The sequence below is a fragment of the Nocardiopsis lambiniae genome (genome assembly GCF_031845465.1).
GTDB lineage: Bacteria > Actinomycetota > Actinomycetes > Streptosporangiales > Streptosporangiaceae > Nocardiopsis > Nocardiopsis lambiniae.
This window is the reverse complement of sequence record NZ_JAVREP010000011.1, coordinates 153,107-175,034: the sequence shown is the minus strand read 5'-3', so window position 1 is coordinate 175,034 and position 21,928 is coordinate 153,107. Positions and strand designations below refer to the sequence as shown.

The following is a 21,928-nucleotide window of genomic DNA, read 5'->3' as shown; positions in this document are numbered from 1 at the left end:
CACCCACCGCACACAACGAGGACACCATGCCCGACACCACCGCCACCACCATGACCGCCATCGTCCGCGACCGCTACGGCCCGCCCGACACCGTCCTGCGCACCGTCCGCACCCCCCGCCCCACCCCCGGACCGGGACAGGTCCTGGTCCGAGTGCACGCCGCCGGCATCGACCAGGGCACCTGGCACCTCACCACCGGCCTCCCCTACCTCACCCGCCTGTTCGGCTACGGAATACGCCGCCCCCGCACCACCGGCATCGGCGAAGACCTCGCCGGCACCGTCACCGCCATCGGCGAAGGCGTCACCGACCTCACCCCCGGCGACGAGGTCATGGGCACCGCCCCGGGCGCCTGCGCCCAATACGCCCTCACCACCACCGACGACCTCGTGCGCAAACCCACCACCCTCACCTTCGAACAAGCCGCCACCCTCCCCACCTGCGGCCGCACCGCCCTCCAAGCCCTGCGCACCGGCGGCGACCTGAAAGACCGCACGGTCCTCATCATCGGCGCGAGCGGAGGCGTCGGCACCCTCGCCGTCGCCCTCGCCGCCGACGCCGGCGCCCGCGTCACCGGCGTATGCGGCCCCGCCACCCTCGACCTGGTCCGCTCCCTGGGCGCCACCCACGTCATCGACCGCACCCGCGCCGAGATCACCGACCACGGCCACCGCCACGACCTCATCATCGACACCGCCGGACACCGCCCCCTCCGACTCCTACGCCGCGCCCTGAACCCCCACGGCACCCTCGTCATCGTCGGATCCGAAGGCGGCGGCCCCCTCATCCAAGGCACCGACCGACAACTCCGGGCCGCCCTGTGGTCCCCCTTCACCACCCACACCCTGACCGGACTCATCACCGAGAACTCCCCCCGAGACCTCGCCCACCTCGCCGACCTCGCCGCACAAGGACGCCTCACCCCCATGGTCGCCCGCACCTTCCCCCTCACCGACACCACCGCCGCCCTCGCCCACGTGCGCGCCGGCCACAACGGCGGCAAGGTCGTCGTCCTCCCCTGACACCCACCTTCCACAACGCGCCCCCTTCTCCTATCGTGTGCACCGACTGTTAACGCGAGCCCGGTTCCCTCCCCCGCGACCGCCTCGCTACCGTGTGTGGCTTCGCCCCGCTCCGAACCCCCGGGAGAAGCCCATGACGAAGGAGCCCACCATCTCGCGACGCGGTGCCCTAGGCGGCCTGAGCGCCGCAGGAGCCCTCACCCTCGCCGGCTGGCCCACCCCCGCCGCCGCCTCCTCCGCACGCGAGGCCCTCATCACCGTGATGGGCACCTCCGACCTGCACGGCCACTGCCTCAACTGGGACTACTACAAGAACACCACCTACTCCGACGCCAACGGCGACCACATCGGCATCGCCAAGGCCGCCGCCCTCGTCAAAGAGATCCGCGCCGAACGCGGCCACAACAACACCCTGCTGTTCGACTCCGGCGACACCATCCAAGGCGCCCCCCTCGCCACCTACTACAGCGTCGTCGAACCCATCACCGACACCGGCGAGACCCACCCCATGGCCCGCGCCATGAACGCCCTGGACTACGACGCCATCACCCTCGGCAACCACGAATTCAACTACGGCATCGACCACCTCGACACCTGGATCTCCCAGATGCGAGCCCCCGCACTGGCCGCCAACGCCGTCCACCACGGCACCGACGACCCCGCCTACAAGCCCTACGCCCTCAAACGCATGAAGGTCGACTGCACGAACCGACCCGGCACCCAACCCCTCACCATCGGAGTACTGGGCCTCACCAACCCCGGCTCGGCCATCTGGGACCGCCACCACGTCCACGGCCACCTGGAATTCCGCGACCTCATCGAATCCGCCCGCCACTGGGTACCCCTCATGCGCGCCCGAGGCGCCGACATCGTCATCGTCAGCGCCCACGCCGGCGACAGCGGCACCTCCTCCTACCAAGGCGACATCCCCGTCGAGAACGCCTCCGCCATGGTCGCCGAACAGGTCCCCGGCATCGACGCCATCCTCTTCGGACACGCCCACCGAGAGGTCCCCGAACGCTTCGTCACCAACACCGAGACCGGCGAACGGGTCCTCATGACCATGCCCTCCTTCTGGGGACGCCGCCTCTCCGTGATGGACCTGGCCCTGCGCCGCGAACACGGCCGCTGGAAGGTCATCTCCAAGAACGCCCTCACCCTCAACACCAACACCGTCGAAGAGGACCCGCAGATCGCCGCCCTGGTCGCCGACCAGCACGCCACCACGGTCGCCTACGTCAACCAGGTCGTGGCCACCAGCGCCCGAGAACTGAGCGCCGCCCAGGCCTGCTGGACCGACACCGCCATCGTCGACTTCGTGCACAAGGTACAGATCGACACCGTGACCGCCGCCCTCACCGGCACCCCCGAGGCCGACCTGCCCGTGGTCTCCATCGCCGCCCCCTTCAGCCGCTCCGCGGTCTTCCCCGCCGGCGACCTGAGCATCCGCGACATCGCCGCCCTCTACATCTACGACAACACCCTGCTGGGCTCGGTACTGACCGGCGCCCGACTACGGGCCTACCTGGAGCACTCCGCCCGCTACTACAAGCAGGTCCCGGCCACCGGAACGGTCGACCCGGCCGACCTGACCAACGCCGACGACATCCCCGACTACAGCTGTGACCAGCTCGCCGGCGTCGACTACGAACTGGACGTGTCCCGCCCCGCCGGACAACGCGTCACCTCACTGACCCTGAACGGGACCCCGGTGACCGACGACCAGAGATTCGTGGTCGCCGTCAACAACTACCGCCAATCCGGCGGCGGCGCCTTCCCCCACATCACCGACGCGCCCGTCGTCTACAACGCCCAACGAGAGATCCGCCAGGCCCTCATCGACCACGCCACCGCGGTCGGGGTCATCGACCCGGCCGACTTCCACGACGTGAACTGGCGGCTGGTGCGCCAAGGCGCCCCGATCTTCACCTGACCCCGGCCCCGAAGACCACCCGGGCCCCCACCGGCACCCCCGCCGACGCCCCCGGAGCGGCCCCGCACACCGCCACCGACCCACCCCACACCGGCGGGGGCGGCCCCCAAGGCCCGCCCCCGCCACCCGCGTGCCCGCCACCCGCGGACGAAACCCCGGCACTCTTTGCCCGGATATCACCGTGAAAAAGCCGTGTTCTCCCAGACGAAACCGGCAAAGAAACCTATCCTGCGCACATGCGCATCAGCATCCTGTGCCGCACCTGCCTGGGCACCGGCACCCGTGCCGTCGTCCTCGCCCGCCGGGAAGCCGACCACACCCTCACCCAGGTCCTCCTCGGACACCCCTGCACCGACTGCGACCGCACCGGCCACCAAGAACTCACCGCCACCGTCCACCCCCGCCCACCCGACACCACGACCCACACGTGACCACCCGCACCAAAACCCCCCACCACCCCACACCCACCATCACACGGGCAACGGCAACCACCCCGTCCGCACCTGCCACCCACCACCCCCCTCCACACGCTCCACCGCCGCACGCTCCAACCGGGTACGACGCGGCGCCGCCACCACATCCACCTCCGACATCCCGAACACGAACCGGAACACATCCGCCTCACCCGGCTGCCCACGCCCCACCAACGTGAACCGCCGCTGAAACGACACGATGTTCGACCCCTCCCCCAACACCTCACCCCACCGCGGATCCAACAACCACGACGTACACGTCGCCACCACCGGATCGATCCCCAGATGCGCCCGCGCGAACGGCCGCGCCCGCCCCAACGCGTCCGTCACCGACACCGGATCCAGACCACCCGTCGGAATGTGCAACCGCAACACCGGATCACCCACCGCCATCCCCACACCCAACCCGGCCGCCTCCCCCTCCGGATACCACTCCACCCCGCCCTGATCCCCCAACACCGCCGGCTCCAACTGCAACCCGCCCACCCAGAACAACCGCCCACGGAACTGCGCCGCCACCCACGACGCCGTCTCCACACCCGACCGCCCGTACATCCGCCGCGAACGCGCCGTCTGCACCCCCACATCCGCCAACGTCGCCCGCGTCACCGCCGGATCCACACCCAACGCCCCATGCGCCGCGTACTGCGCCGGCACCCGCGCCGCGAACGCCACCAACGACGCCGACCGCACCCGCGGATCCCCATGACCCACCAACGCCGGCCAATCCACCCACGACCCCACCGGCAGATCCGCGTCCGCCGCCAACCGCCGGTACATCCCCTCCACCACGAACCACACCTCGGGCGACCACCCCGCCCCACCCGGCCCCGGCCACAACCTGGCCAACTCCGCCCGATCCTCCTCCGCCAGAGCGAACTCGTCCCACACCCGACGAGCATCCTCACCCTGCGGCACCACCAAAGGCTCCACCGGCTCCGGCAACTCGTGAGCGGCGATCAACCAACGGCGTTCGTCCTCGGCCAGACCCAACCGGTCGGCCACGATGTCAGCGTCCATGACCCCACATCATGGCCGACCCGCCCACCCGCACGCGAGAGGAAGGACCACCCCCGCACCTCCCCCACGAAAAACCACGAACCCCACAGACCCCCGCGGGCATCCCACACACCGAGAACCCCTCCCATCCCCCAGAAGAGGTTTGCCAGGTGGGCATAGTGTTGACGTGACCCACCCCACCCCACCACTCCGACCCAGACGAGGACGACCTTCGATGCCCGAACCGGCGCACCGTGTACGTGAGTGGCTCACCGCCTACGACTCCCCCACCACCTCGGTGTCCCACCTCCTGTGCGACCGGCACGACCCCGACCGGAACGCCATCATCCAGATCGGCCCCGACCTCGCACCCGCCACCCTCACCTTCGGCGAACTCCGCGACCGATCCCACGCCCTCGCCACCGGACTCGCCGCCCACGGCATCGGCCACGGCGACCGCGTCGCCACCCTCATCCCCAAGGGCATCGACATGGCCGTCACCGCCCTCGCCGTCTGGCGCCTGGGCGCCGTCCTCGTCCCCCTCTTCTCCTCCTTCGCCCCCTCGGCCATCAGCGAACGCCTCACCTCCTCCGGAGCCCGCCTCGTCGTCGTCGACGACGACAACCGCGCCAAACTCGACACCGACACCACCCCCACCTGGTCCATCGTCACCACCGGCCCCCGCCCTCTCCGCGACGGCGAGACCACCCTCACCGCCCTGGCCGACACCCAGGCCCCACCCGCACCCGACACCGCCGTCGGCGGCGACGGCCTCCTCGCCATCGTCTACGTCTCCGGACTCATCGGCCCCCCACGCGGCGTCCCCGTCCCCGTACGCGCCCTCGCCGCCATGCACGCCTACCACCACTACGGCCTCGGCGTCGACGACGATGACGTCTTCTGGAACACCGCCGACCCCGGCTCCGCCTTCGGCCTCTACCACGGCGTCATCTCCCCCCTCCTCGCCGGACACACCTCCCTCGCCCTGCGCGCCGGATTCTTCGACCCCGAACTCACCCTCGACGTCCTGGGCATGTACGAGGTCACCAACCTCGCCGCCGACCCCACCACCTACCGCACCCTGCGCGCCGCCACCAAGACCCTGCCACCCGAGATCGTCGTCCAACGCCTCACCAGCTTCGGCGAACCCCTCGCCCCCGACGTCATCGACTGGGTCACCGACGTCTTCGGCGTCCCCGTGCGCGACCACTTCGGCCAGACCGAACTCGGCTGGTGCGTGGGCATCCCCAACGGCGACACCGGCCAGGACATCGGAGACATCACCCCCGGCGCCATCGGCCCCGCCCTCCCCGGCTGGACGGCCACCGTCCTGGAGGCCATCTCCGACGAACCCGCACCCCTGGGCGCCTACGGACGCATCGCCGTCGACCTCGAACACAGCCCCCTGGCCTGGTTCACCGGCTACCTCGACAACGACTCCGCCTCCCAGGTGCGCTTCACCCCCGACAAGGCCTTCTACCTCACTGGAGACACCGGCATCCTCGACCGGCGCCACTGGCTGTTCTTCTCCACCCGCGACGACGGCGCCATCCTCAGCCGCGGCTACCGGATCGGCCCCACCGAGGTCGAGGCGGTCCTCAACGACCACCCGGCCGTCGACGAGTGCGGCGTGTACTCCATCCCCGACGAACTCGCCGGACAGCTCATCGGAGCCCGGGTCGTCCCGGCCGCCGGGTTCGAGGCCTCCGAGGCGCTGGCCACCGAACTGAAGGAATGGGTGGCCACGCGGTTCGCCACCCACGCCTCCCCTGACGTGGTGGGCTTCGTACCGGAGCTGCCGCGCACCGCCTCGGGCAAGATGCGCCGCGCCCGCCTGCGCTGAGCCGCCGACCGATCCCGCGTCCCGAGACGGGGATCTCCACCGCCACGGCCCTCAACAGGGCTTCCGCGCACCCGCGGTCGGAATTCCGGCGCACCCCGCGTTGCGGGACACCGACGCGGGTTTCGGGTCGCCCCGCATCCCCTGCTCCGCACTCGACCGGAACCGTCCGCGCGCGTGAGCGCGGCCCCCGCACGCGGCGCCCTTCGGCGAGGATCAGCCCCGGGGGACGAGTTCGTCGATGCGCGCGGCCAGGGCCATGTCCTTGTCGGTGACGGCGCCGACCGAGTGGGTGGTCAGGCGCAGGTGCAGCGTGTCATAGCGGATGTCGATGTCGGGATGGTGCCCGGCCTGCTCCGCCGCCTGGGCGATGACGCCGACCAGGGCGATCGCGGCGGGGAAATCGGTCAGGCGCAGGGTGCGGCGGATGGCGGGGCCGTCCGGGTCCCACTCCCAGCCGTCCAGGCGCGTCAGTCCGTCGCGGATCAGGTCTTCGCCGAGGTTCACGATCGCTCTCCCGTTCGTCGTGGTCACGGACGGTCCCGTACCCGCGGCCACGGGGCGTGAACCAGGTGGTCGGTGCGGCGTGAGCCGCCCCTTTTTCAGGTTGTCGGTGTTTCGTTACCAGAACCCCCACCTTTACTACGTAGATTCTTAGTAGTCGAACGGATCCGTGGTCGGCCGCCCGTTACCAAGCTGAGCCCCGGCCCATGACCTGCCACGACACCCCCATCCGGGCCCTCGCGCACCACTCGACCCTTGCACGATCCCCCACCGACCGGATTCACTCTGGGGATCCGGCACCCCCATCCCCCGATATCGCCCGGAAGCGAGCCCATGCCCCCCAAGAAGCGCCGGTCGCTTCGCGCCCGCATGATCACCCTGGTCCTCACCCCCAGCGTCGTGCTGCTCCTGGTGTGCTCCCTGTTCACCTTCCTGCTCGTCGACGACATCCGGGACCTGCGCGCCGAAGCCGACCTGACCCGCCAGGTCGGCACCGCCGTCTCCCTCGTCATCGACACCCTTCAGGACGAACGCCTGGCCACCGCCGACTCGGCGCGCGACACCGAACGCTCCGACCAGGCCCTGGGCACCGCCCGCGACACCACCGACACCGCCCTGGTCGAACTGCGCGAGGCCCTGGCCGGCTTCGACGCCGACGTCCTCCCCGACCAGGCCCTGGACCTCCAACGCGCCCTGGATCGCCTGCCCGCCCACCGCTCCGCCGTCGACGGCCTGCCGCCCCACCAGCGCGACCACCTCCACTCCGGCGGCCCCTACAACGACATCGTCGAGCAGGGCCTGCGCTTCTGGGACGCCCGCGTCGAACACGCCGACCCCGCCCAGATCCCCCGCCTGCGCTCCCTGACCTCCCTCATGCGCGCCCGCGAACTCCTGAGCCGGCAGAGCACCGTGTTCGCCCACGCCGTCGCCACCGACGGCTTCACCCCCCAGGCCCACAACGAGTTCGTCGCGGCAGCCGGAGCCCAACGCCACACCTGGGACCGCATCGGCGCCGAACTCTCCCCCGAGGACGCCCGCACCTACCGGCTCCTGGAGTCCTACGACTCCCTCGAACGCGTGCACGACCTCCAGGACGAGGTCATCGCCGCCCCCGCCCACACCCGGCCGCCCGTCAACGCCACCGCCTGGCGGGGCGCCGCCGAAGCCTCCGACCAGCGCATGCGCGCCGTGGAACAGGACCAGATCGACCGCATCGGCGAGTTCAACGACGCACGTTCCTCCGAGCTCACCGGCGGCGTGCTCCTGATCGGCCTCCCCGTCCTGATCGTGGCCCTGGCCTCGGCCGCCTTCGCCATCACCGGCGCCGTCCGCATGGGTCGCCGCCTGCACCTGCTGCGCCGCACCACCCTGGAGCACGCCCGGGTGCAGCTGCCCCGGCTCACCGCCCGGCTGCGCGCCGGCCACGACGTCGAACCCGAACCCGACGCCGCACCGCGCACCCGCCACGACGAGATCACCGACGTGGCCGACGCCTTCGACGACGCCCGACGCGCCGCCGTGACCGCCGCCCTCCAGGAGGCCCGGCTGCGCGCCGGGGTACGCGCCATGTTCGGCACCCTGGCCCGCCGCACCCAGTCCCTCGTCCACCGCCAACTGGCGGTCCTGGACCGGCTCGAACGCGACGAGAGCGACCCCGACACCCTGGCCGCGCTGTTCCGGGTCGACCACTTCAGCGCCCGGCTGCGCCGCAACTCCGAGAACCTCATGCTGCTCAGCGGCGGCTCCCCCGTCCGGCGTCCCCGCGCCCCGATGCGCCTGTACGAGGTGGTGCGGGCCGCCGCGGGGGAGATCGAGGACTACACCCGGGTGCAGCCGCGCGACCTGCCCCCGGTGACGCTGCGCGGCGACGTGGCCGCCGACACCGCCCGCCTGTCGGCCGAACTGCTGGAGAACGCCACGGCGTTCTCACCGCCCTCCACCGAGGTCGAGGTCCGCGCCTCCGTCGACGCGGACGGGTGCCGTATCGACGTGATCGACCGAGGTCTGGGCATGGGCGAGGCGGCGCTGGAGGAGGCGAACGCGCTCCTGGCCGACCCGCCCCGGTTCGACGTGGCCGGGCTGGTCGAGGACTCCCCCCTGGGCCTGTTCGTGGTGGCCACCCTGGCCGCCCGTCACGGCCTGCGGGTGGAGCTGGCCGCCGGCCCCGGCGGGCACGGGGTGCGCGCGACGGTGCACGTGCCCGCCGACGCCCTCACCGAACCCGAGACCCTGCCCGTGGTCACCCCCGAACCGGCGATCGTGCCCGCGGCGGTGGCACCGGAGCCCGCGCCGGCCCCCTCGGCCGCCCCGGAGCCGGAATCGGATCACTACAAGGGGCTGCCCCGCCGCAGGCGACGCACCGTGGCACCGGCCCCGGTCCCCACCACCGACGACGACGCGGACCGCTCCCCCGAACGGCTCCGCTCGATGATGAGCGCCTTCCAGGCCGGAACCCTGCGCGCCCGCGCGGGCCACCCCGACCTCGACGGCGACCACGAGGAAGGATGAGAACGATGTCCGCCCATACCGAGGCGAACGACTCCGGCACCCTGGACTGGCTCCTGGCCGACCTGGTCGAGAGGGTCGCACACGCCCGTTGCGCGCTGCTGCTGTCCGCCGACGGACTGCCCCTGGCCGCCTCCCCCGGCGTGGACCGCGAACACGGAGAACGCCTGGCCGCGATCGCCTCCGGGTTCGCGTCCCTGGCCCGCGGTGCCCGCGCCCCCCTGGGCGCCTCCCGGGTCCACCAGACCGTGGTGGAACTGGACACGGTGTTCTTCTTCGTCGTGGACGCCGGCCAGGGGGCGTCACTGGCGTTGGCCGCCGAGACCGCCTGCGACATGGGTCAGGCCGCCTTCGAGATCAACCGGCTGGTGCGCCAGGTCGGCCCGCACCTGGCGGCGCTGCCGCGCCGGGGCGGACGCGGGTGAACCCCGACGACCACGCCGCGGGGCCGGACCTGATCCGCCCCTACGCGCTGACCGGGGGACGCACCCGCCCCTCCCGATCGGACCTGACCCTGACCACCCGTGTGGTGGCCGTGGCCGACGTGGTCGAAGACGAACCGGAGGCACGGGAGATCCACGCCCTGTGCGTCCGACCCGTCACCGTCGCCGAGGCGGCCTCCCGATCGGGGCTGCCCCTGGGGGTGGTGCGGGTCCTGCTGGCGGACCTGGTGGACCGGGGGTACGTGATGGCCCGCACCCCCGAACGGGAACGGCATCGGCCCGACGAGGCGACGCTGCGCGCGGTGCTGGCGCGCGTCAAGGAACTGTGAGCAACCGTGAACGGGACGACGATGAGCGCAACACGTGTGTTCGGGCCGGCGCCCGACACATTGAAGATCGTGGTGGCCGGAGGGTTCGGGGCCGGCAAGACCACCCTGGTGTCGGCCCTGAGCGAGGTGGAGGCACTGCACACCGAGGAGGAGATGACCATCGCCGGCACGGCGGTGGACGACCTGAACGGGGTGGAGGCCAAGACCACCACCACGGTCGCCCTGGACTTCGGCCGTATCACCCTGGACCCCACCACCGTGGTGTACCTGTTCGGCACCCCGGGCCAGCGGCGGTTCTCCCACATGTGGGAGGAACTCGTGGAGGGGGCGCTGGGCGCGGTCGTGCTGGCCGACACCCGCCGCCTCACCGAATGCTTCGACGTCATCGACTTCTTCGAGGCACGTCGGGTGCCGTTCGTCGTGGCGGTCAACTGCTTCGACGGCCAGAGCTCCCACCGGGCCGAGGACGTGCGGGTGGCGCTGGACGTCGCCGACCCGGTCCCGGTGCTCCTGTGCGACGCCCGCGACCGCGCCTCCGTCAAGGGCGTGGTGGTGGAACTGGTCGAACTGGTGCTGCGGCTGGAGCTGTCGGGCGCCTGAGCGGGTGGGGACGGTGGATCCACCGTCCCCACCCGGCGGTGGTTCACCGCACCTGACGGCGCCGGTCCACCGGGACGATCATCGGGGTGTGGGTCTCCGGGTCGGGGATGACCCGCACCGGCAACCCGAAGACGTGCTCGACCAGCTCGACGGTGACCACCTCGGCCGGCTCCCCCTCCGCGACGATCTCCCCCTCCTTCATCACGATCAGGTGGGTGGCGTACCGGCAGGCGTGGTTGAGGTCGTGCAGGACCGCCACCAGGGTGTGCCCGCGCTCGTCGTGCAGCTGCGCGCACAGGTCCAGCATGTCCATCTGGTGGGCGATGTCCAGATAGGTGGTGGGCTCGTCCAACAGCAGCAGCGGGGTCTGCTGGGCCAGCACCATCGCCAACCACACGCGCTGGCGTTGACCGCCCGAGAGCTCGTCCACCGACCGGTCGGCGAGATCGGCCACACCGGTGGCCTCCATCGCCTCGGCCACCACCCGCTCGTCGTCCTTGGACCACTGGCGCAGGAACCCCTGGTGGGGGAACCGGCCCCGGGCCACCAGGTCGGCCACGCCGATGCCCTCGGGCGCGATGGAGGTCTGCGGCAGCAACCCCAGCCGGCGCGCCACCTCCTTGGCCGCGTAGGAGCCGATGACCCGGCCGTCCAGCAGCACCCGCCCCTTGGCGGGCTTGAGGGTCCGCGACAGGGCGCGCAGCAGCGTCGACTTGCCGCAGGCGTTGGGGCCCACGATCACGGTGAACGAGTGGTCGGGGATGGTGACGGCGAGATCCTCGGAGATGACGCGCTGGTCGTAGGCGAGCGTGAGGTCCTGCCCGCTGAGACGGTCGATGTGGTGAACGGTCATGCTTCTTCCTCGGGTGGTGCGCGGATCGGGCGGGCTCAGGCGCGTCCGCGCCGCCATTCGGTGTACAGGAGCCAGATGAGGTAGCCGCCGCCGATGACGGCGGTGACCACGCCGACCGGGAGCTGGGTGGGCGCCAGGGCCCGCAACGCCACCAGGTCGGCCACGACCAACAGGGCGGCGCCCATCAGGGCCGCTCCGACGAACGTGGTGCCGCCGGTGCGGGTCAGCCGGCGGGCCAGCTGCGGGGCGGCCAGGGCCACGAACCCGATGGGCCCCGACACCGCGATCGCGGCACCGGTCAGGGCGCTGGCGGCGATCAGCGCCGCCACCTGGGTGGCCTGGGTGGACACGCCCAGGGCGCGGGCGGTGTCGTCGCCGAGTTCCATGAACCGCAACCGCGATCCCAGCGTCAACAGGATCGGCCCCAGGAGCGCCAGGGACAGCCACACCGCGATGACCTCGCCCCACCCACGGCCGTTGAGGCTGCCGATCATCCAGATCTGGGCGCCCATGGCGTCGGTGAGCTCGGCCCGGGTCAACAGGTAGTCGCGCACCGCGCCCAGCATCGCCGAGACGCCGATGCCGACCAGTACCAGACGGTACCCCTGGACGCCGTTCTTCATGGCCAGCAGGTAGACGACGACGGCGGTGATCAGACCGCCGGCGATCGCGCCCATGGACACCACCAGCCGGCCTCCGCCGACCAGGAGGATGATCGCGACGGCACCGGTGGCCGCGCCGCTGGTGAAACCGATGATGTCGGGGCTGCCCAGGGCGTTGCGCGACAGGCTCTGGAAGACCGCGCCGGCCAGTCCCAGGGCGGCGCCCACCCCCAGGGCGGTCAGGGCGCGAGGCAGGCGCACCCCCTGGACGAAGAACACGTCCAGGCGTTCGCCGTACCCGGCGATCGCGGCGGGGACCGCCCCCAGGGGGATCTCGTAATCGCCCACGGACACCGACACGACCAGGGCGGCCGTGGCCACCACGATCAGGAACAGCGCCACGATCAGGGTGCGCGGACGCACCAGGACGGAGTAGCGGTCGCCCAGGCGCAGGGCGAGGGAACCGCGTGGGGTGATCCGGGTCCCGGTGCGGGGACGCGACAGGGTCGAGGTGCTCAAAGCGCGGCCATCCTTCTGCTGCGGACCAGGGCGATGAACAGGGGCGCTCCGACGAACGCGGTGATGATGCCGACCTCCAGTTCGGCGCCGGGCACGATGACGCGGCCCACGGTGTCGGCGGCGGTCAGCAGGACCGCGCCGAGCACCGCGGAGTAGGGCAGCGACCACCGTTGGTCCGGGCCGGTGATCAGACGGGCCACATGGGGGATGATCAGGCCCACGAACCAGATGGGGCCGGCGGCGGCCGTGGCCGCGCCGCACAGCAGGATCACGGCGATCGCGGTCAGGGTGCGGATGGCGGGGACGCGCGCGCCCAGGGACGCGGCCAGGTCGTCGCCCAGGGCGACGGCGTTGAGGGAGGGCCCCAGGCACAGGGCCAGCACGATCCCGGCCACGAGGAAGGGGGCGACCTGCCAGAAGATCTCCAGGTCGCGGCCGAGCAGGGAGCCCACCTGCCAGAACCGGATGCGGTCGAACACGAAGTCGTTGAGGACGATCACACCGTAGATGAGGCCCTGGAGGACGGCGGCCACGGCGGTGCCGGCCAGCGCCAGGCGGACCGGGGTGGCGTTGGCCGGTCCCCGCGACCCCAGGGCGTAGACGGCGACGGCCGCCACGGCGGCGCCGACGAAGGCGGGCCAGACCAGGCCGGTCCCGCCGGCTCCGAACGCGAAGACCGCGAGGACGACCGCTGCGGCCGCACCGGAGTTCACGCCCAGGATGCCGGGTTCGGCCAGGGGGTTGCGGGTGAGTGCCTGCATGAGGGCGCCGGCCAACCCCAGGGCCGCCCCGACGAACACGCCGATGACGGTGCGCGGGACGCGCAGGGTGCGGATGACGTTGTGGTCGTAGGAGCCGTCGTGGTCGGTCAGGGCCGCCCAGACGTCGGCGACGGGGATGGGCTTGGCGCCGACGGTGATGCTGAGCAGGACGCACGCCCCCAGCGCCACCAGGGCCGCGAGCAGACCGACGGGCCGTAGGACGCGTCGCGTGGGTGTGGGGGGTGCGAGGGTGGGCGCGCGCAGGGCCACGGCTTCCCCGTTCGTCGTGTGGGTGATCGGAGGCGTCCGCACGGGGATGTCGTGGTCGAAGGCCGTGCCATCAACGATAACGGACCAGGACAGGTTAGCCTTACCTGAGCAGGGTTCGCGCGGAAGGGTCCCCCTGCCCCTCCCCCGCCGCCCACGCGCCCGCCCCGGACCCCGCGCCCTCGACACCGCCGGCGCGGACGCGCCGCGGGGTCACAGGGGCGGCATCGGCGCCGGTCACCGCCCCGGGGTGACCGGTCGCACCCCCACCGGACCCGCCTTCGCCCCCCGAGGGGGTCCCCCCGGGACCGTCCGCGGCGCCGTTGTGGCGTCCGACACCGGCCGCGTCGCGTGACACGGCGCGGGTCCCGGGTCCGCCCCCGGGACCCGCGCGTGCGCCCGGGGCTCAGTTCCCCCCGCGCGGGGTGACGTTGACGCCGCTGCCGTAGGGGATGGGCATGAAGTCGACCTTGCCGTCCTTCAGGGCCTGGTACAGGATGTAGCCCTCCGGGCCCAGCACCTCCACCAGCTCCTCGATGGCCTCCAGTTCCTTGTCGATCCGCTCGTTCTCCTGCTCCTGGGCGGTGGTCATCTCCACCGCCTCCTGGGCCAGGGTCAGGGCCTTGCGCACCTCCTCGGGCGGGGTGGGCTGCTGGATGGTCAGCTGCGGGGTGCCGCAGTCCTCCCCGCCGCCGGTGTACGTGGGCGAGCAGAAGAACTCGCCACCGCCCTGCTCGGCGATGTAGGCCGAGGTCAGGTCACCGACCTTCTTCTCCCACTCGGCCTTGGCCTCGGCGCTGGTGTAGAGGTCGCGCCAGGCGTACTCCTTGGTGGCGTCGTCCAGGGCCCGGTTGAGGGGCTGGCCGATGTAGTCGCGCAACAGGTCGACCCACCCGGGGTCCTCGTAGGCGATGTACTTCAGCCCCAGGCGTTCGTGGAACTCCTGGAGGCGCTCGCACTCGATGTTGAGGCTGAAGGTGACCAGGCCGGTCACGGTGAGCTCCAGGTCGTCCTTGGACACGACCGTGGCGGAGTGCGTCTCCGCCCCGTCGGCCCCGGAGAACTCGAAGGTGCGCTGCCCGGCGGGGTACAGGAAGGTCTGGTCGCCCGGCCCGTGGTACTGGCGGTTGCCCGGGAGGATGCAGCTGTCGAAGGTGGTGGAGGAGAACGCGCCCGCGTCGTACTCCAGTCCCACCTTGTCGGGTCCCGTGCTGACCGAACAGGCGGTCAGGACCAGGGCCGTCAGGGTGGCGGTGATCGCGGCGGACATTCCGCGTGGTGTCATCGTCGCACCGTCCGTCTCAGAAGGGGGATCCGTTCACACCTCTCGGACGCTCCCCGGGTCCGCGCGGATCCCCTGGGACCTCAGGAGAAGGTGTCCCACCCCATGCGGATCAACAACGCCGCGATGACCACCAGCAACACCGCCCGCACGAAGCCCGACCCCCGCCGGAGCGCCATGCGCGCGCCGATCTGGGCGCCCAGGATGGTGCACAGCGCGAGTCCCAGCCCGAGGATCCAGTCGACGTGACCGCCGATCGCGAACACGACGAGGGCGCCCAGGTTCGTGCAGACGTTGACGATCTTGGCGGCGGCCGACGCGGACACGAAGTCCATGCCCAGCACGGCGGTCAGGGAGATGATGAGGAAGACCCCGGTACCCGGTCCGATGAGCCCGTCGTAGAAGCCCACCCCCAGGCCGGCCAGCGCGACGGCGGCCAGCATCCGGTTGCGGGTGCGCAGCTCGGGGGCGGCGACCGCGCCCATGGCGGGCCTGAGGTACACCAGCAGCGCCACCCCGGCCAGGACGACCATGATGACGGGTTTGAGGACGTCGGTGGTCAGTGCGGTGGCCAGGGCCGCGCCGCCGCCCGCCCCCAGGAGGGCCAGGGTGGCGGTGGGCACCACCACGGCGCGGTCCAGGGGGACCTTGCGGGCGTAGGCCAGGGAGGCCGAGGCGGTGCCGAAGATCGCGCCGAGCTTGTTGGTGCCCAGCAGGGTGGCCAAGGGGGTGGTGGGGGCGGCGACCATGAGCGCGGGCAGGAGCAGCAGACCGCCGCCGCCGACGACGGCGTCGACCCAACCGGCGGCGACACCGACCAGGAGCAGCAGGCCGAGGACCTCGGGTTCCACGGTCAGCGCCCGTGCGCGCGAAGAGGGATGATCATGGGTTCTTTCCCGGCGGGGAGGGGAGGAGAGAGGACGCGGGAAGGAGTCTAACGGGGTGCGGACGTACGGGGACGAACCGCACCCCGGGGAGCGACGGCGCCCGGGTACAGGGGACGCCGTCGCGGTCTAGCGAGGCCCGAAGCGCCCTTCGAACCAGGACCGGGCCCCCTCCAGCACCGCCGGGGGAACCTGGTGGCCGCCGGGGTGCTCCGAGAGTTCGACGTCGGCGCCCAGCGCGGACAGGTGGTCGGCGAGCAGCCGCGCCTGGTCGGGGGTGCTGATCGGGTCGGTCAGCCCGACGCCCAGGAAGGCGGCCCGCCCCGACAGGTCCGCCGCACCGGGCTCGCGGCCCTGCAACGGGTATCCGCCGCCCAGCAGCACCGCCCCGTCCAGCAGACGGGGATGGAGCAGCATCAGGGCGGCGGCGATGTTGGCCCCGTTGGAGAACCCGACCGCCACCACCGGGGCGGCCAGACCGTGGTGTTCCAGGGCGACGGGCACCCACGCGGCCAGCTCCTCGGCGCGGTCGATGACGTCGTCGACGTCGAAGACGCCTTCGCGCAACCGCCGGAACCAGCGGTTCATGCCGTGCTCGTCGACCCTGCCCCGCGGTGAGAGCAGGGCGGCGCCGGGGGCCAGGACCCGCCCCAACGGCAGCAGGTCGCGCTCGTCGGCGCCGGTGCCGTGGAGCAGCAGCAGGGTGGGCGTCCGGGGCCGGTGGGCGGGTTCGACGACGTGGACGAAGTCGGCGACCCCGCTCACCGGCCGGTCTCCAGGGGCGGCAGTGCCGCGGCGATGCTCTCCCGATCGGGCTCCAACCAGGGCGGGAGCCGCAGGGAGCGCCCCAGTTCCAGCAGGGGTTCGTCGTAGTCGAAACCGGGGCCGTCGGTGGCGATCTCCAGCAGCACCCCGCCGGGTTCGCGGAAGTAGATGGAGGTGAAGTAGTTGCGGTCGCGGATCTCGGTCACGCCCACCCCCTCGGCGAGGAGGCTCTCGCGCCAGGACGCCTGGACGGGACCGTCGGGGGCGCGGTAGGCGACGTGGTGGACGGTGCCGGCGGCGACGTGTCCGCGCTCGGCGCCCGGGTCGGCGACGACGTCGACGATGGTGCCCACCGCGTCCCCGGCCGCCCCGGTGCGAAAGCGCACCCGGCCGGCGGACTCGCCCTCCAGCTCGAACCCGAGGCTGTCGGAGAGCATCGCGACGGTGTCCTCCACCCGGTGCTCGGTCAGTGTGACCGAGCGGATGCCGCGCACGGCGTGGTCGGTGGGGATCGCGCCCCCGTCCCAGGGATCGGTGTCGTGGTGGTCGGGGGCGGCGGCCAGTTCGATGACGAGACCGTCGGGGTCGCGCAGGGACAGGACGTCCTCGGCGTCGCGCTCCACCGGGCGGGTGAAGGGCACGTCCAGCGCGTTGAGGTGTCCGGCCCACCAGCCCAGCGACCCCTCGGGCACCGAGAAGGTGGTGACGGTGGCCTGACCGGCGCCGATGCGCCCGCGGGGCGCCCCGGGCCAGGGGAAGAAGGTCATGATGGTGCCGGGGTTGCCCGCCCGGTCGCCGTAGTACAGGTGATAGGTGGTGGGGTCGTCGAAGTTGACGGTGCGCTTGACCAGGCGCATCCCCAGCACGTTGCGGTAGAAGTCGGCGTTGGCCGCCGGATCCGTGGCGATCGCGGTCACATGGTGGATCCCCGCGGGGCGTACGTCCACGTCATCACCCTCCCTCACGATCAGGTGGTTGAATCTTAAACCACTTTGGGAGACCTCTCGATCCCACCCTTCCCCGCGACCCCTCCCGATCCGGTCAAGGACGGCTCGACATCGGGCAACGCCTCCACCTTCGAACGCAGCCCCACCCCGGCGACCAGCGCCGTCGCGCACAGAACCCCGGCGAACACCAGGGCCGCGCCCCAGCCCCACCGGTCGTAGAAGATCCCACCGGCCCACCCCAGCAGGCTCGCCCCCATGTAGTACGCCAGTGTGTACAGCGACGACGCCTGCGCCCGTCCCGCGCCCGCACGCCGCGCCGCCCACGCCGAGGCGGTGGCGTGCGCGCAGAAGAACACGAACGTGAACACCACCAGTCCCGCCGCCATCACCGGCAGCGAGGGCACGGCCAGCACCGCCACGGCCCCGCCCATCGCCACCACCGACACCGCCAGCACCCGGTGGGGGCCCCACCGGTCGCCGGCCCGCCCCGACCACGCCGACCCGGCCATCCCCGCCGTGTAGGCGATGAACAGCGACGACGCCACCGCCTGCGACAACCCGAACGGCTCCCCCGTCAGCCGGAACCCCAGCAGGTTGTACACCGTCATGAACGCGCCCATCAGCAACAGCGCCTGCGCGTACAGCGCGACCATCCCCGGCACCGCCAGCGCCGCCCGCCAGCGGCCCCGCGGCCGGCCCCCGTCCGGCGGACGGGTCCGCCCGCTCCGCGTCCCCCTGGGCAGCGCGCACACGAACACGATCCAGGCCACCACGCCCACCGCGGTACCGGCGGCCACGCCCCACTGCCACCCGCCCGCCGAGGCCGCCCATCCCGCCACCAGACGCCCGCCCATCCCGCCCAACGGGTTCCCGGCGATGTAGATCCCCACCGCCCGCGCCGCGTCCGCCGGATGCAGGACGTCGGTCAGGTACGCGACCGCCGCGGCCGGCACACCGCCCAGCGCGGCACCCTGGACCGCCCGCAACACCACCAGTACCCACAGGTCGCCCGCCCACGGCGCGACGCACCCCACCAGGGTCGCCACCGCGAGCGAGACCGCGATCACCCGCACGCGTCCGAACCGGTCCCCGAGTCCGCTCCACACCAGTGCGAAGCCCGCCAGGGCACCGGTGGCCGCCGACACCGTCAACGACACACGCGCCGCCGACTCCTCCAGATCGACCGCCATCTCCGGCAGGACCGGCTGCACCGACCACAGCTGGGCGAACGTCGCCACCGCCACGGCGACCATCGCCACCACGATGCGTCGGTACGCGGACGTACCGGCACGGGGACGGTCATCGGTGAGGACCCGCGTGTTCATGTCGCCCACGCTAGAAACCCACCGACCGATACGTCCAATGCATGAACACGCGTGGACTCATACTGGAACGCATGGAACCCGAGGACATCGACCGCATCACCCGGATCCTGGCCCCTCGCCTGCACATGCTCGCCGCCCTGGCGCGCACCGAGCACGTCACCCGCGCCGCCGAGATCCTGGGCATGCCCCAACCCACCCTGAGCAGGGCGATAGCCCGTCTGCAAGAGGAGACCGGGCTCACCCTCGTGGAACGCACCGGCCGCGGGGTGCGCCTGACCCGTACCGGCCGACTCCTGCTCCCGCACGTGGAGCGCGCCCTGGCCGATCTGGCCCGTGGCGTGGGCGAGCTCACCGACGCCGACCACGGCCGCGTCACCCTCACCTTCCTGCCCACCCTGGGCGTGGAAGTGGTCCCCGCCCTGCTGCGCGGCTTCCGGCGCACCCACCCCGACGTGCGTTTCACCCTGATCCAGGAGGCCTGGGCGCCCTCGCTGCGCCGCCTCGCCGAAGGCGGCGCCGATCTGGCCCTGACCTCGCCCCTGCCCACCGACCCTCGCCTGGTCTGCACCGTCCTGCACACCCAGGCCCTGCGCCTGGTGGTGCCCGAGCACCACCGACTGGCCCGCACCGACCGCGAGGTCGCCCTGTCCGAGGTCGCCGGGGAGGAGTTCGTCCTCCTCAAACCCGGACGGGGGGTGCGCCACCTCACCGACCGGCTCACCGACCGGGCCGCCCTGACCCCCGAGGTCGCCTTCGAGGCCGACGACATCGCCACGGCCCGCGGCCTGGTCGGTGCCGGGCTGGGGGTGTCGGTCCTGCCGGCCCGCCCGCGCGGCCCCCTGCCCACCACCGCCGAACTCCCGCTGGCCGACCACGACGCCGTCCGCCCCATCGGGGTGATCCACCCCGCCGCCGGGTCCGGGGGCGGCTACACCCCACCGGCCGTGACGACCTTCCTGGAGCACGTGCGCCGCCACGGACCCCGCCTGATCCCCGACCTGACCGGGTAGGGAAATCCCGTTGTCGGGCCGAGGGGTCCGCCAGCACGATGGCCCCATGACACGATCCGAACACCCTGCGGCCGAACGTCCCGTGGCCCTGATCACCGGGGTGGGCCGCACCCGCGGCATCTCCGCACCCTCCTGAACGCACGATGGCCGCCGCGTTCCGGATCAGGACGGTATCCGGACCGCGACGGCCGCGCCCCATAGTCGGCCGGCACTTGTCCGAATGTCAACAAAACGGAAGTGGAACGCACCCGTCCGCAACCGGACCGAGACCCGAACGGTTCTCACTTTCCACTGTGTGCGCCCTACACTTCCCCAGGCAACCGACCATCCCATCACCGAGGAGGCGCATGCGCAGGGCCCGACGGCGCGGACTCGCCCACGAGGCGGCCGACCGCATCCGCGAGTCCATCCTCCAGGGCTCCCCGCCCCCGGGCGCGCCCCTGCGCGAGGTCGACCTGGCCACCCGCCTGGACGTCAGCCGCGGCTCGGTCCGCGAGGGCCTGGCCCTCCTCGAACAGGAGGGTCTGGTCGTCAGCCAGTGGCACCGGGGCGCCCGCGTCATCGAGCCCACCCCCACCGAGGTCGACGAGGTCTACACCGTGCGCGGCGCCCTGGAGCGCCTGGCCGCCCACCGCGCCGCCACTCGCGCCACAGACGCCCACCTGGCCGAACTCGCCGGCCTGGTCCACGCGCTCGAACACGCCCTGGCCCGGGGGGCCGACGCCCCCGAACTGCTCCGACTGGACCTGGGCTTCCACGACCGCCTCTACGAACTCGCCGACAACACCCGTCTGCAACGGGCGTGGCAGGCGGTGCGCTCCCCGGTCCACCTGTTCCAGCTCACCCGCATCCGCCTGGGCCACCCCCACTACCGCGAGGTCGTCGTGGACGAACACCGCGCCCTGGCCGACCTGCTGATCCGACGCGAGGCCGAGGCCGCCGCCCGACACGCCGAGGCCCACGTCGCCTCCGCCCGTGACGCGCTGATGCGCATGCTGAGAGGCCGACCCCCCGCGACGGACGATCAATGAATTGGGTAGGCTAACCTAACGTCGACGCGCGAACGTGTCCGGGCACCTCCCGGGCACCTCGCGCGCCCGCACGTCCGTACCTGCTCCGATTGGACCCGACCCGTGCGCCTACCCACCGCCCCGGACGGCAGCCGGGGCTGCTCGGCCCTGGCCCGCCACACCGGAGAGCAGATCGCCGGAACGGCCGGACGCACCATCGGATGGCTGCTCATCGAACACCCCGGGCCCTGGCGGCACCCCGCTTTCGCCAGCCCCGGCCTGGACAAGGACGTCGTCTCCGCACTGGCCGCGCGTATCACCGGCCACGACGTCAAACCCCAGCTCATCAAGCGCCCCGGCCCCCCTCGCGAGCGCCGGGGACCCCACCGCGCCTACCTGGCCCACGTCAGCCGCACCTCCCCCTGGATGCGCCGCATCGACTTCACCGACCAGGCCGAACTCCTCGCCTACGACGTCACCGCGGCCGAACACCCCACACCGCCCGACTTCGGCACCCCCGTCGACCACACCCTGTACCTGGTGTGCACCCACGCCAAGAAGGACCCCTGCTGCGCCGTCCTGGGTCGCCCCGTGGCCGCCGCCCTGGCCGACACCGAGGCCGAGGTCTGGGAGACCACCCACGTGGGCGGCGACCGGTTCGCCGCCAACCTCGTCGCCCTTCCCCAGGGCGCCTACTTCGGCCGGCTGGACCCCGTCTCGGCCGTGCACACCGTCACCACCCTGGAGAAGGGCGGCATCGTCCCCGACAACTTCCGTGGCCGGTGCAGCGACTCCTCCGCGGTCCAGGCAGCCGAGGCCGCCCTGCGCGCCCACCTGGGCACCGTCGGCGTCGACGGGGTCACCCACCTGGGCGAGGAGGACACCTCCGACGGCGTCCGCGTGACCCTGGGCCACGGCGAGGGCCTGTACACCGTCTCGGTCGCCCGCGAGGAGGGGCCCGCCTGCCCGACCACCTGTTCGGCGCTGGAGCCCAGCCGCCCCGTCCACCACCGCGTGGTCGAGATCGAGGGCCTGCCCGCCTTGAGCGGTTGACC

Annotated in this window: 21 protein-coding genes; 11 read left to right on the top strand and 10 right to left on the bottom strand. The window is 72.3% G+C overall.

Annotated elements, in window-relative coordinates; genetic code table 11:
- Positions 1 to 26 precede the first annotated feature (26 nt).
- From RM479_RS17675 to RM479_RS17665, 3 genes are all read left to right on the top strand, one after another.
- A complete protein-coding gene (locus RM479_RS17675; protein WP_311512819.1) occupies positions 27 to 1,022 on the top strand; it encodes an NAD(P)-dependent alcohol dehydrogenase in 996 nt (331 codons plus the stop codon).
- A gap of 133 nt (positions 1,023 to 1,155) precedes the next feature.
- Positions 1,156 to 2,955 (top strand): bifunctional metallophosphatase/5'-nucleotidase, encoded by a 1,800-nt coding sequence (locus RM479_RS17670; RefSeq protein ID WP_311512818.1) that lies wholly within the window; start codon positions 1,156 to 1,158, stop codon positions 2,953 to 2,955.
- Positions 2,956 to 3,191: 236 nt separating this feature from the next.
- On the top strand, positions 3,192 to 3,386 hold the full coding sequence (locus tag RM479_RS17665; RefSeq protein ID WP_311512817.1) for a hypothetical protein: 195 nt from the start codon (positions 3,192 to 3,194) through the stop codon (positions 3,384 to 3,386).
- A 39-nt stretch (positions 3,387 to 3,425) separates the two neighbouring features.
- On the opposite strand, the gene RM479_RS17660 is transcribed toward RM479_RS17665, so the two are convergent.
- Entirely contained in the window at positions 3,426 to 4,448 is a 1,023-nt protein-coding gene (locus RM479_RS17660; protein WP_311512816.1) for an acyltransferase domain-containing protein, read from the bottom strand.
- A gap of 214 nt (positions 4,449 to 4,662) precedes the next feature.
- Between RM479_RS17660 and RM479_RS17655 the strand changes: the two genes are divergently transcribed.
- Positions 4,663 to 6,270 (top strand): AMP-binding protein, encoded by a 1,608-nt coding sequence (locus RM479_RS17655; RefSeq protein ID WP_311512815.1) that lies wholly within the window; start codon positions 4,663 to 4,665, stop codon positions 6,268 to 6,270.
- 213 nt (positions 6,271 to 6,483) lie between these two features.
- Here the strand turns inward: RM479_RS17655 and RM479_RS17650 are convergent, their stop codons facing one another.
- The gene (locus RM479_RS17650) at positions 6,484 to 6,777 is read right to left on the bottom strand and encodes a 4a-hydroxytetrahydrobiopterin dehydratase (RefSeq protein ID WP_397222486.1); all 294 of its coding nucleotides are present in this window, start codon (positions 6,775 to 6,777) and stop codon (positions 6,484 to 6,486) included.
- 327 nt (positions 6,778 to 7,104) lie between these two features.
- Here RM479_RS17650 and RM479_RS17645 point away from each other — a divergent pair, with 327 nt between their 5' ends.
- The 4 genes from RM479_RS17645 to RM479_RS17630 are packed head-to-tail and all read left to right on the top strand — an operon-like array spanning position 7,105 to position 10,648.
- The gene (locus RM479_RS17645) at positions 7,105 to 9,279 is read left to right on the top strand and encodes a sensor histidine kinase (RefSeq protein WP_311512813.1); all 2,175 of its coding nucleotides are present in this window, start codon (positions 7,105 to 7,107) and stop codon (positions 9,277 to 9,279) included.
- Between the two features lie 5 nt (positions 9,280 to 9,284).
- Complete coding sequence (locus RM479_RS17640; RefSeq protein ID WP_311512812.1) at positions 9,285 to 9,701, top strand: roadblock/LC7 domain-containing protein; 417 nt, start codon at positions 9,285 to 9,287, stop codon at positions 9,699 to 9,701.
- The gene (locus tag RM479_RS17635) at positions 9,698 to 10,048 is read left to right on the top strand and encodes a DUF742 domain-containing protein (RefSeq protein ID WP_311512811.1); all 351 of its coding nucleotides are present in this window, start codon (positions 9,698 to 9,700) and stop codon (positions 10,046 to 10,048) included. The genes RM479_RS17640 and RM479_RS17635 overlap by 4 nt, the downstream gene beginning before the upstream one ends.
- A gap of 21 nt (positions 10,049 to 10,069) precedes the next feature.
- Complete coding sequence (locus RM479_RS17630) at positions 10,070 to 10,648, top strand: GTP-binding protein (protein WP_311512810.1); 579 nt, start codon at positions 10,070 to 10,072, stop codon at positions 10,646 to 10,648.
- Between the two features lie 43 nt (positions 10,649 to 10,691).
- On the opposite strand, the gene RM479_RS17625 is transcribed toward RM479_RS17630, so the two are convergent.
- The 8 genes from RM479_RS17625 to RM479_RS17590 form a co-directional block, all read right to left on the bottom strand.
- Positions 10,692 to 11,501, bottom strand: coding sequence for an ABC transporter ATP-binding protein (locus tag RM479_RS17625; protein ID WP_274809869.1), 810 nt, complete (start codon positions 11,499 to 11,501; stop codon positions 10,692 to 10,694).
- Between the two features lie 35 nt (positions 11,502 to 11,536).
- Positions 11,537 to 12,622 (bottom strand): FecCD family ABC transporter permease, encoded by a 1,086-nt coding sequence (locus RM479_RS17620; protein ID WP_311512809.1) that lies wholly within the window; start codon positions 12,620 to 12,622, stop codon positions 11,537 to 11,539.
- Positions 12,619 to 13,653 (bottom strand): FecCD family ABC transporter permease, encoded by a 1,035-nt coding sequence (locus tag RM479_RS17615; RefSeq protein WP_311512886.1) that lies wholly within the window; start codon positions 13,651 to 13,653, stop codon positions 12,619 to 12,621. The genes RM479_RS17620 and RM479_RS17615 overlap by 4 nt, the downstream gene beginning before the upstream one ends.
- A gap of 403 nt (positions 13,654 to 14,056) precedes the next feature.
- Complete coding sequence (locus RM479_RS17610; RefSeq protein WP_311512808.1) at positions 14,057 to 14,935, bottom strand: SPFH domain-containing protein; 879 nt, start codon at positions 14,933 to 14,935, stop codon at positions 14,057 to 14,059.
- 80 nt (positions 14,936 to 15,015) lie between these two features.
- A complete protein-coding gene (locus RM479_RS17605; RefSeq protein ID WP_311512807.1) occupies positions 15,016 to 15,783 on the bottom strand; it encodes a sulfite exporter TauE/SafE family protein in 768 nt (255 codons plus the stop codon).
- A gap of 162 nt (positions 15,784 to 15,945) precedes the next feature.
- Positions 15,946 to 16,581: an alpha/beta hydrolase gene (locus RM479_RS17600; protein ID WP_311512806.1), complete on the bottom strand. Its 636-nt coding sequence runs from the start codon at positions 16,579 to 16,581 to the stop codon at positions 15,946 to 15,948.
- A complete protein-coding gene (locus tag RM479_RS17595) occupies positions 16,578 to 17,528 on the bottom strand; it encodes a ring-cleaving dioxygenase (RefSeq protein WP_311512805.1) in 951 nt (316 codons plus the stop codon). Before RM479_RS17595 ends, RM479_RS17600 begins: the two co-directional genes overlap by 4 nt.
- A gap of 35 nt (positions 17,529 to 17,563) precedes the next feature.
- On the bottom strand, positions 17,564 to 18,853 hold the full coding sequence (locus RM479_RS17590) for an MFS transporter (protein WP_311512804.1): 1,290 nt from the start codon (positions 18,851 to 18,853) through the stop codon (positions 17,564 to 17,566).
- A gap of 71 nt (positions 18,854 to 18,924) precedes the next feature.
- Between RM479_RS17590 and RM479_RS17585 the strand changes: the two genes are divergently transcribed.
- The 3 genes from RM479_RS17585 to RM479_RS17575 all read left to right on the top strand — a co-directional run bounded on the left by RM479_RS17585 (position 18,925) and on the right by RM479_RS17575 (position 21,926).
- Positions 18,925 to 19,863, top strand: coding sequence for a LysR family transcriptional regulator (locus RM479_RS17585; RefSeq protein WP_311512803.1), 939 nt, complete (start codon positions 18,925 to 18,927; stop codon positions 19,861 to 19,863).
- A gap of 347 nt (positions 19,864 to 20,210) precedes the next feature.
- On the top strand, positions 20,211 to 20,894 hold the full coding sequence (locus tag RM479_RS17580; RefSeq protein WP_311512802.1) for a GntR family transcriptional regulator: 684 nt from the start codon (positions 20,211 to 20,213) through the stop codon (positions 20,892 to 20,894).
- Between the two features lie 102 nt (positions 20,895 to 20,996).
- Positions 20,997 to 21,926 carry a sucrase ferredoxin gene (locus tag RM479_RS17575; protein WP_311512801.1) on the top strand — a complete coding sequence of 310 codons (930 nt, stop codon included), beginning with the start codon at positions 20,997 to 20,999 and terminating at the stop codon, positions 21,924 to 21,926.
- The last annotated feature ends 2 nt before the right edge of the window (positions 21,927 to 21,928 follow it).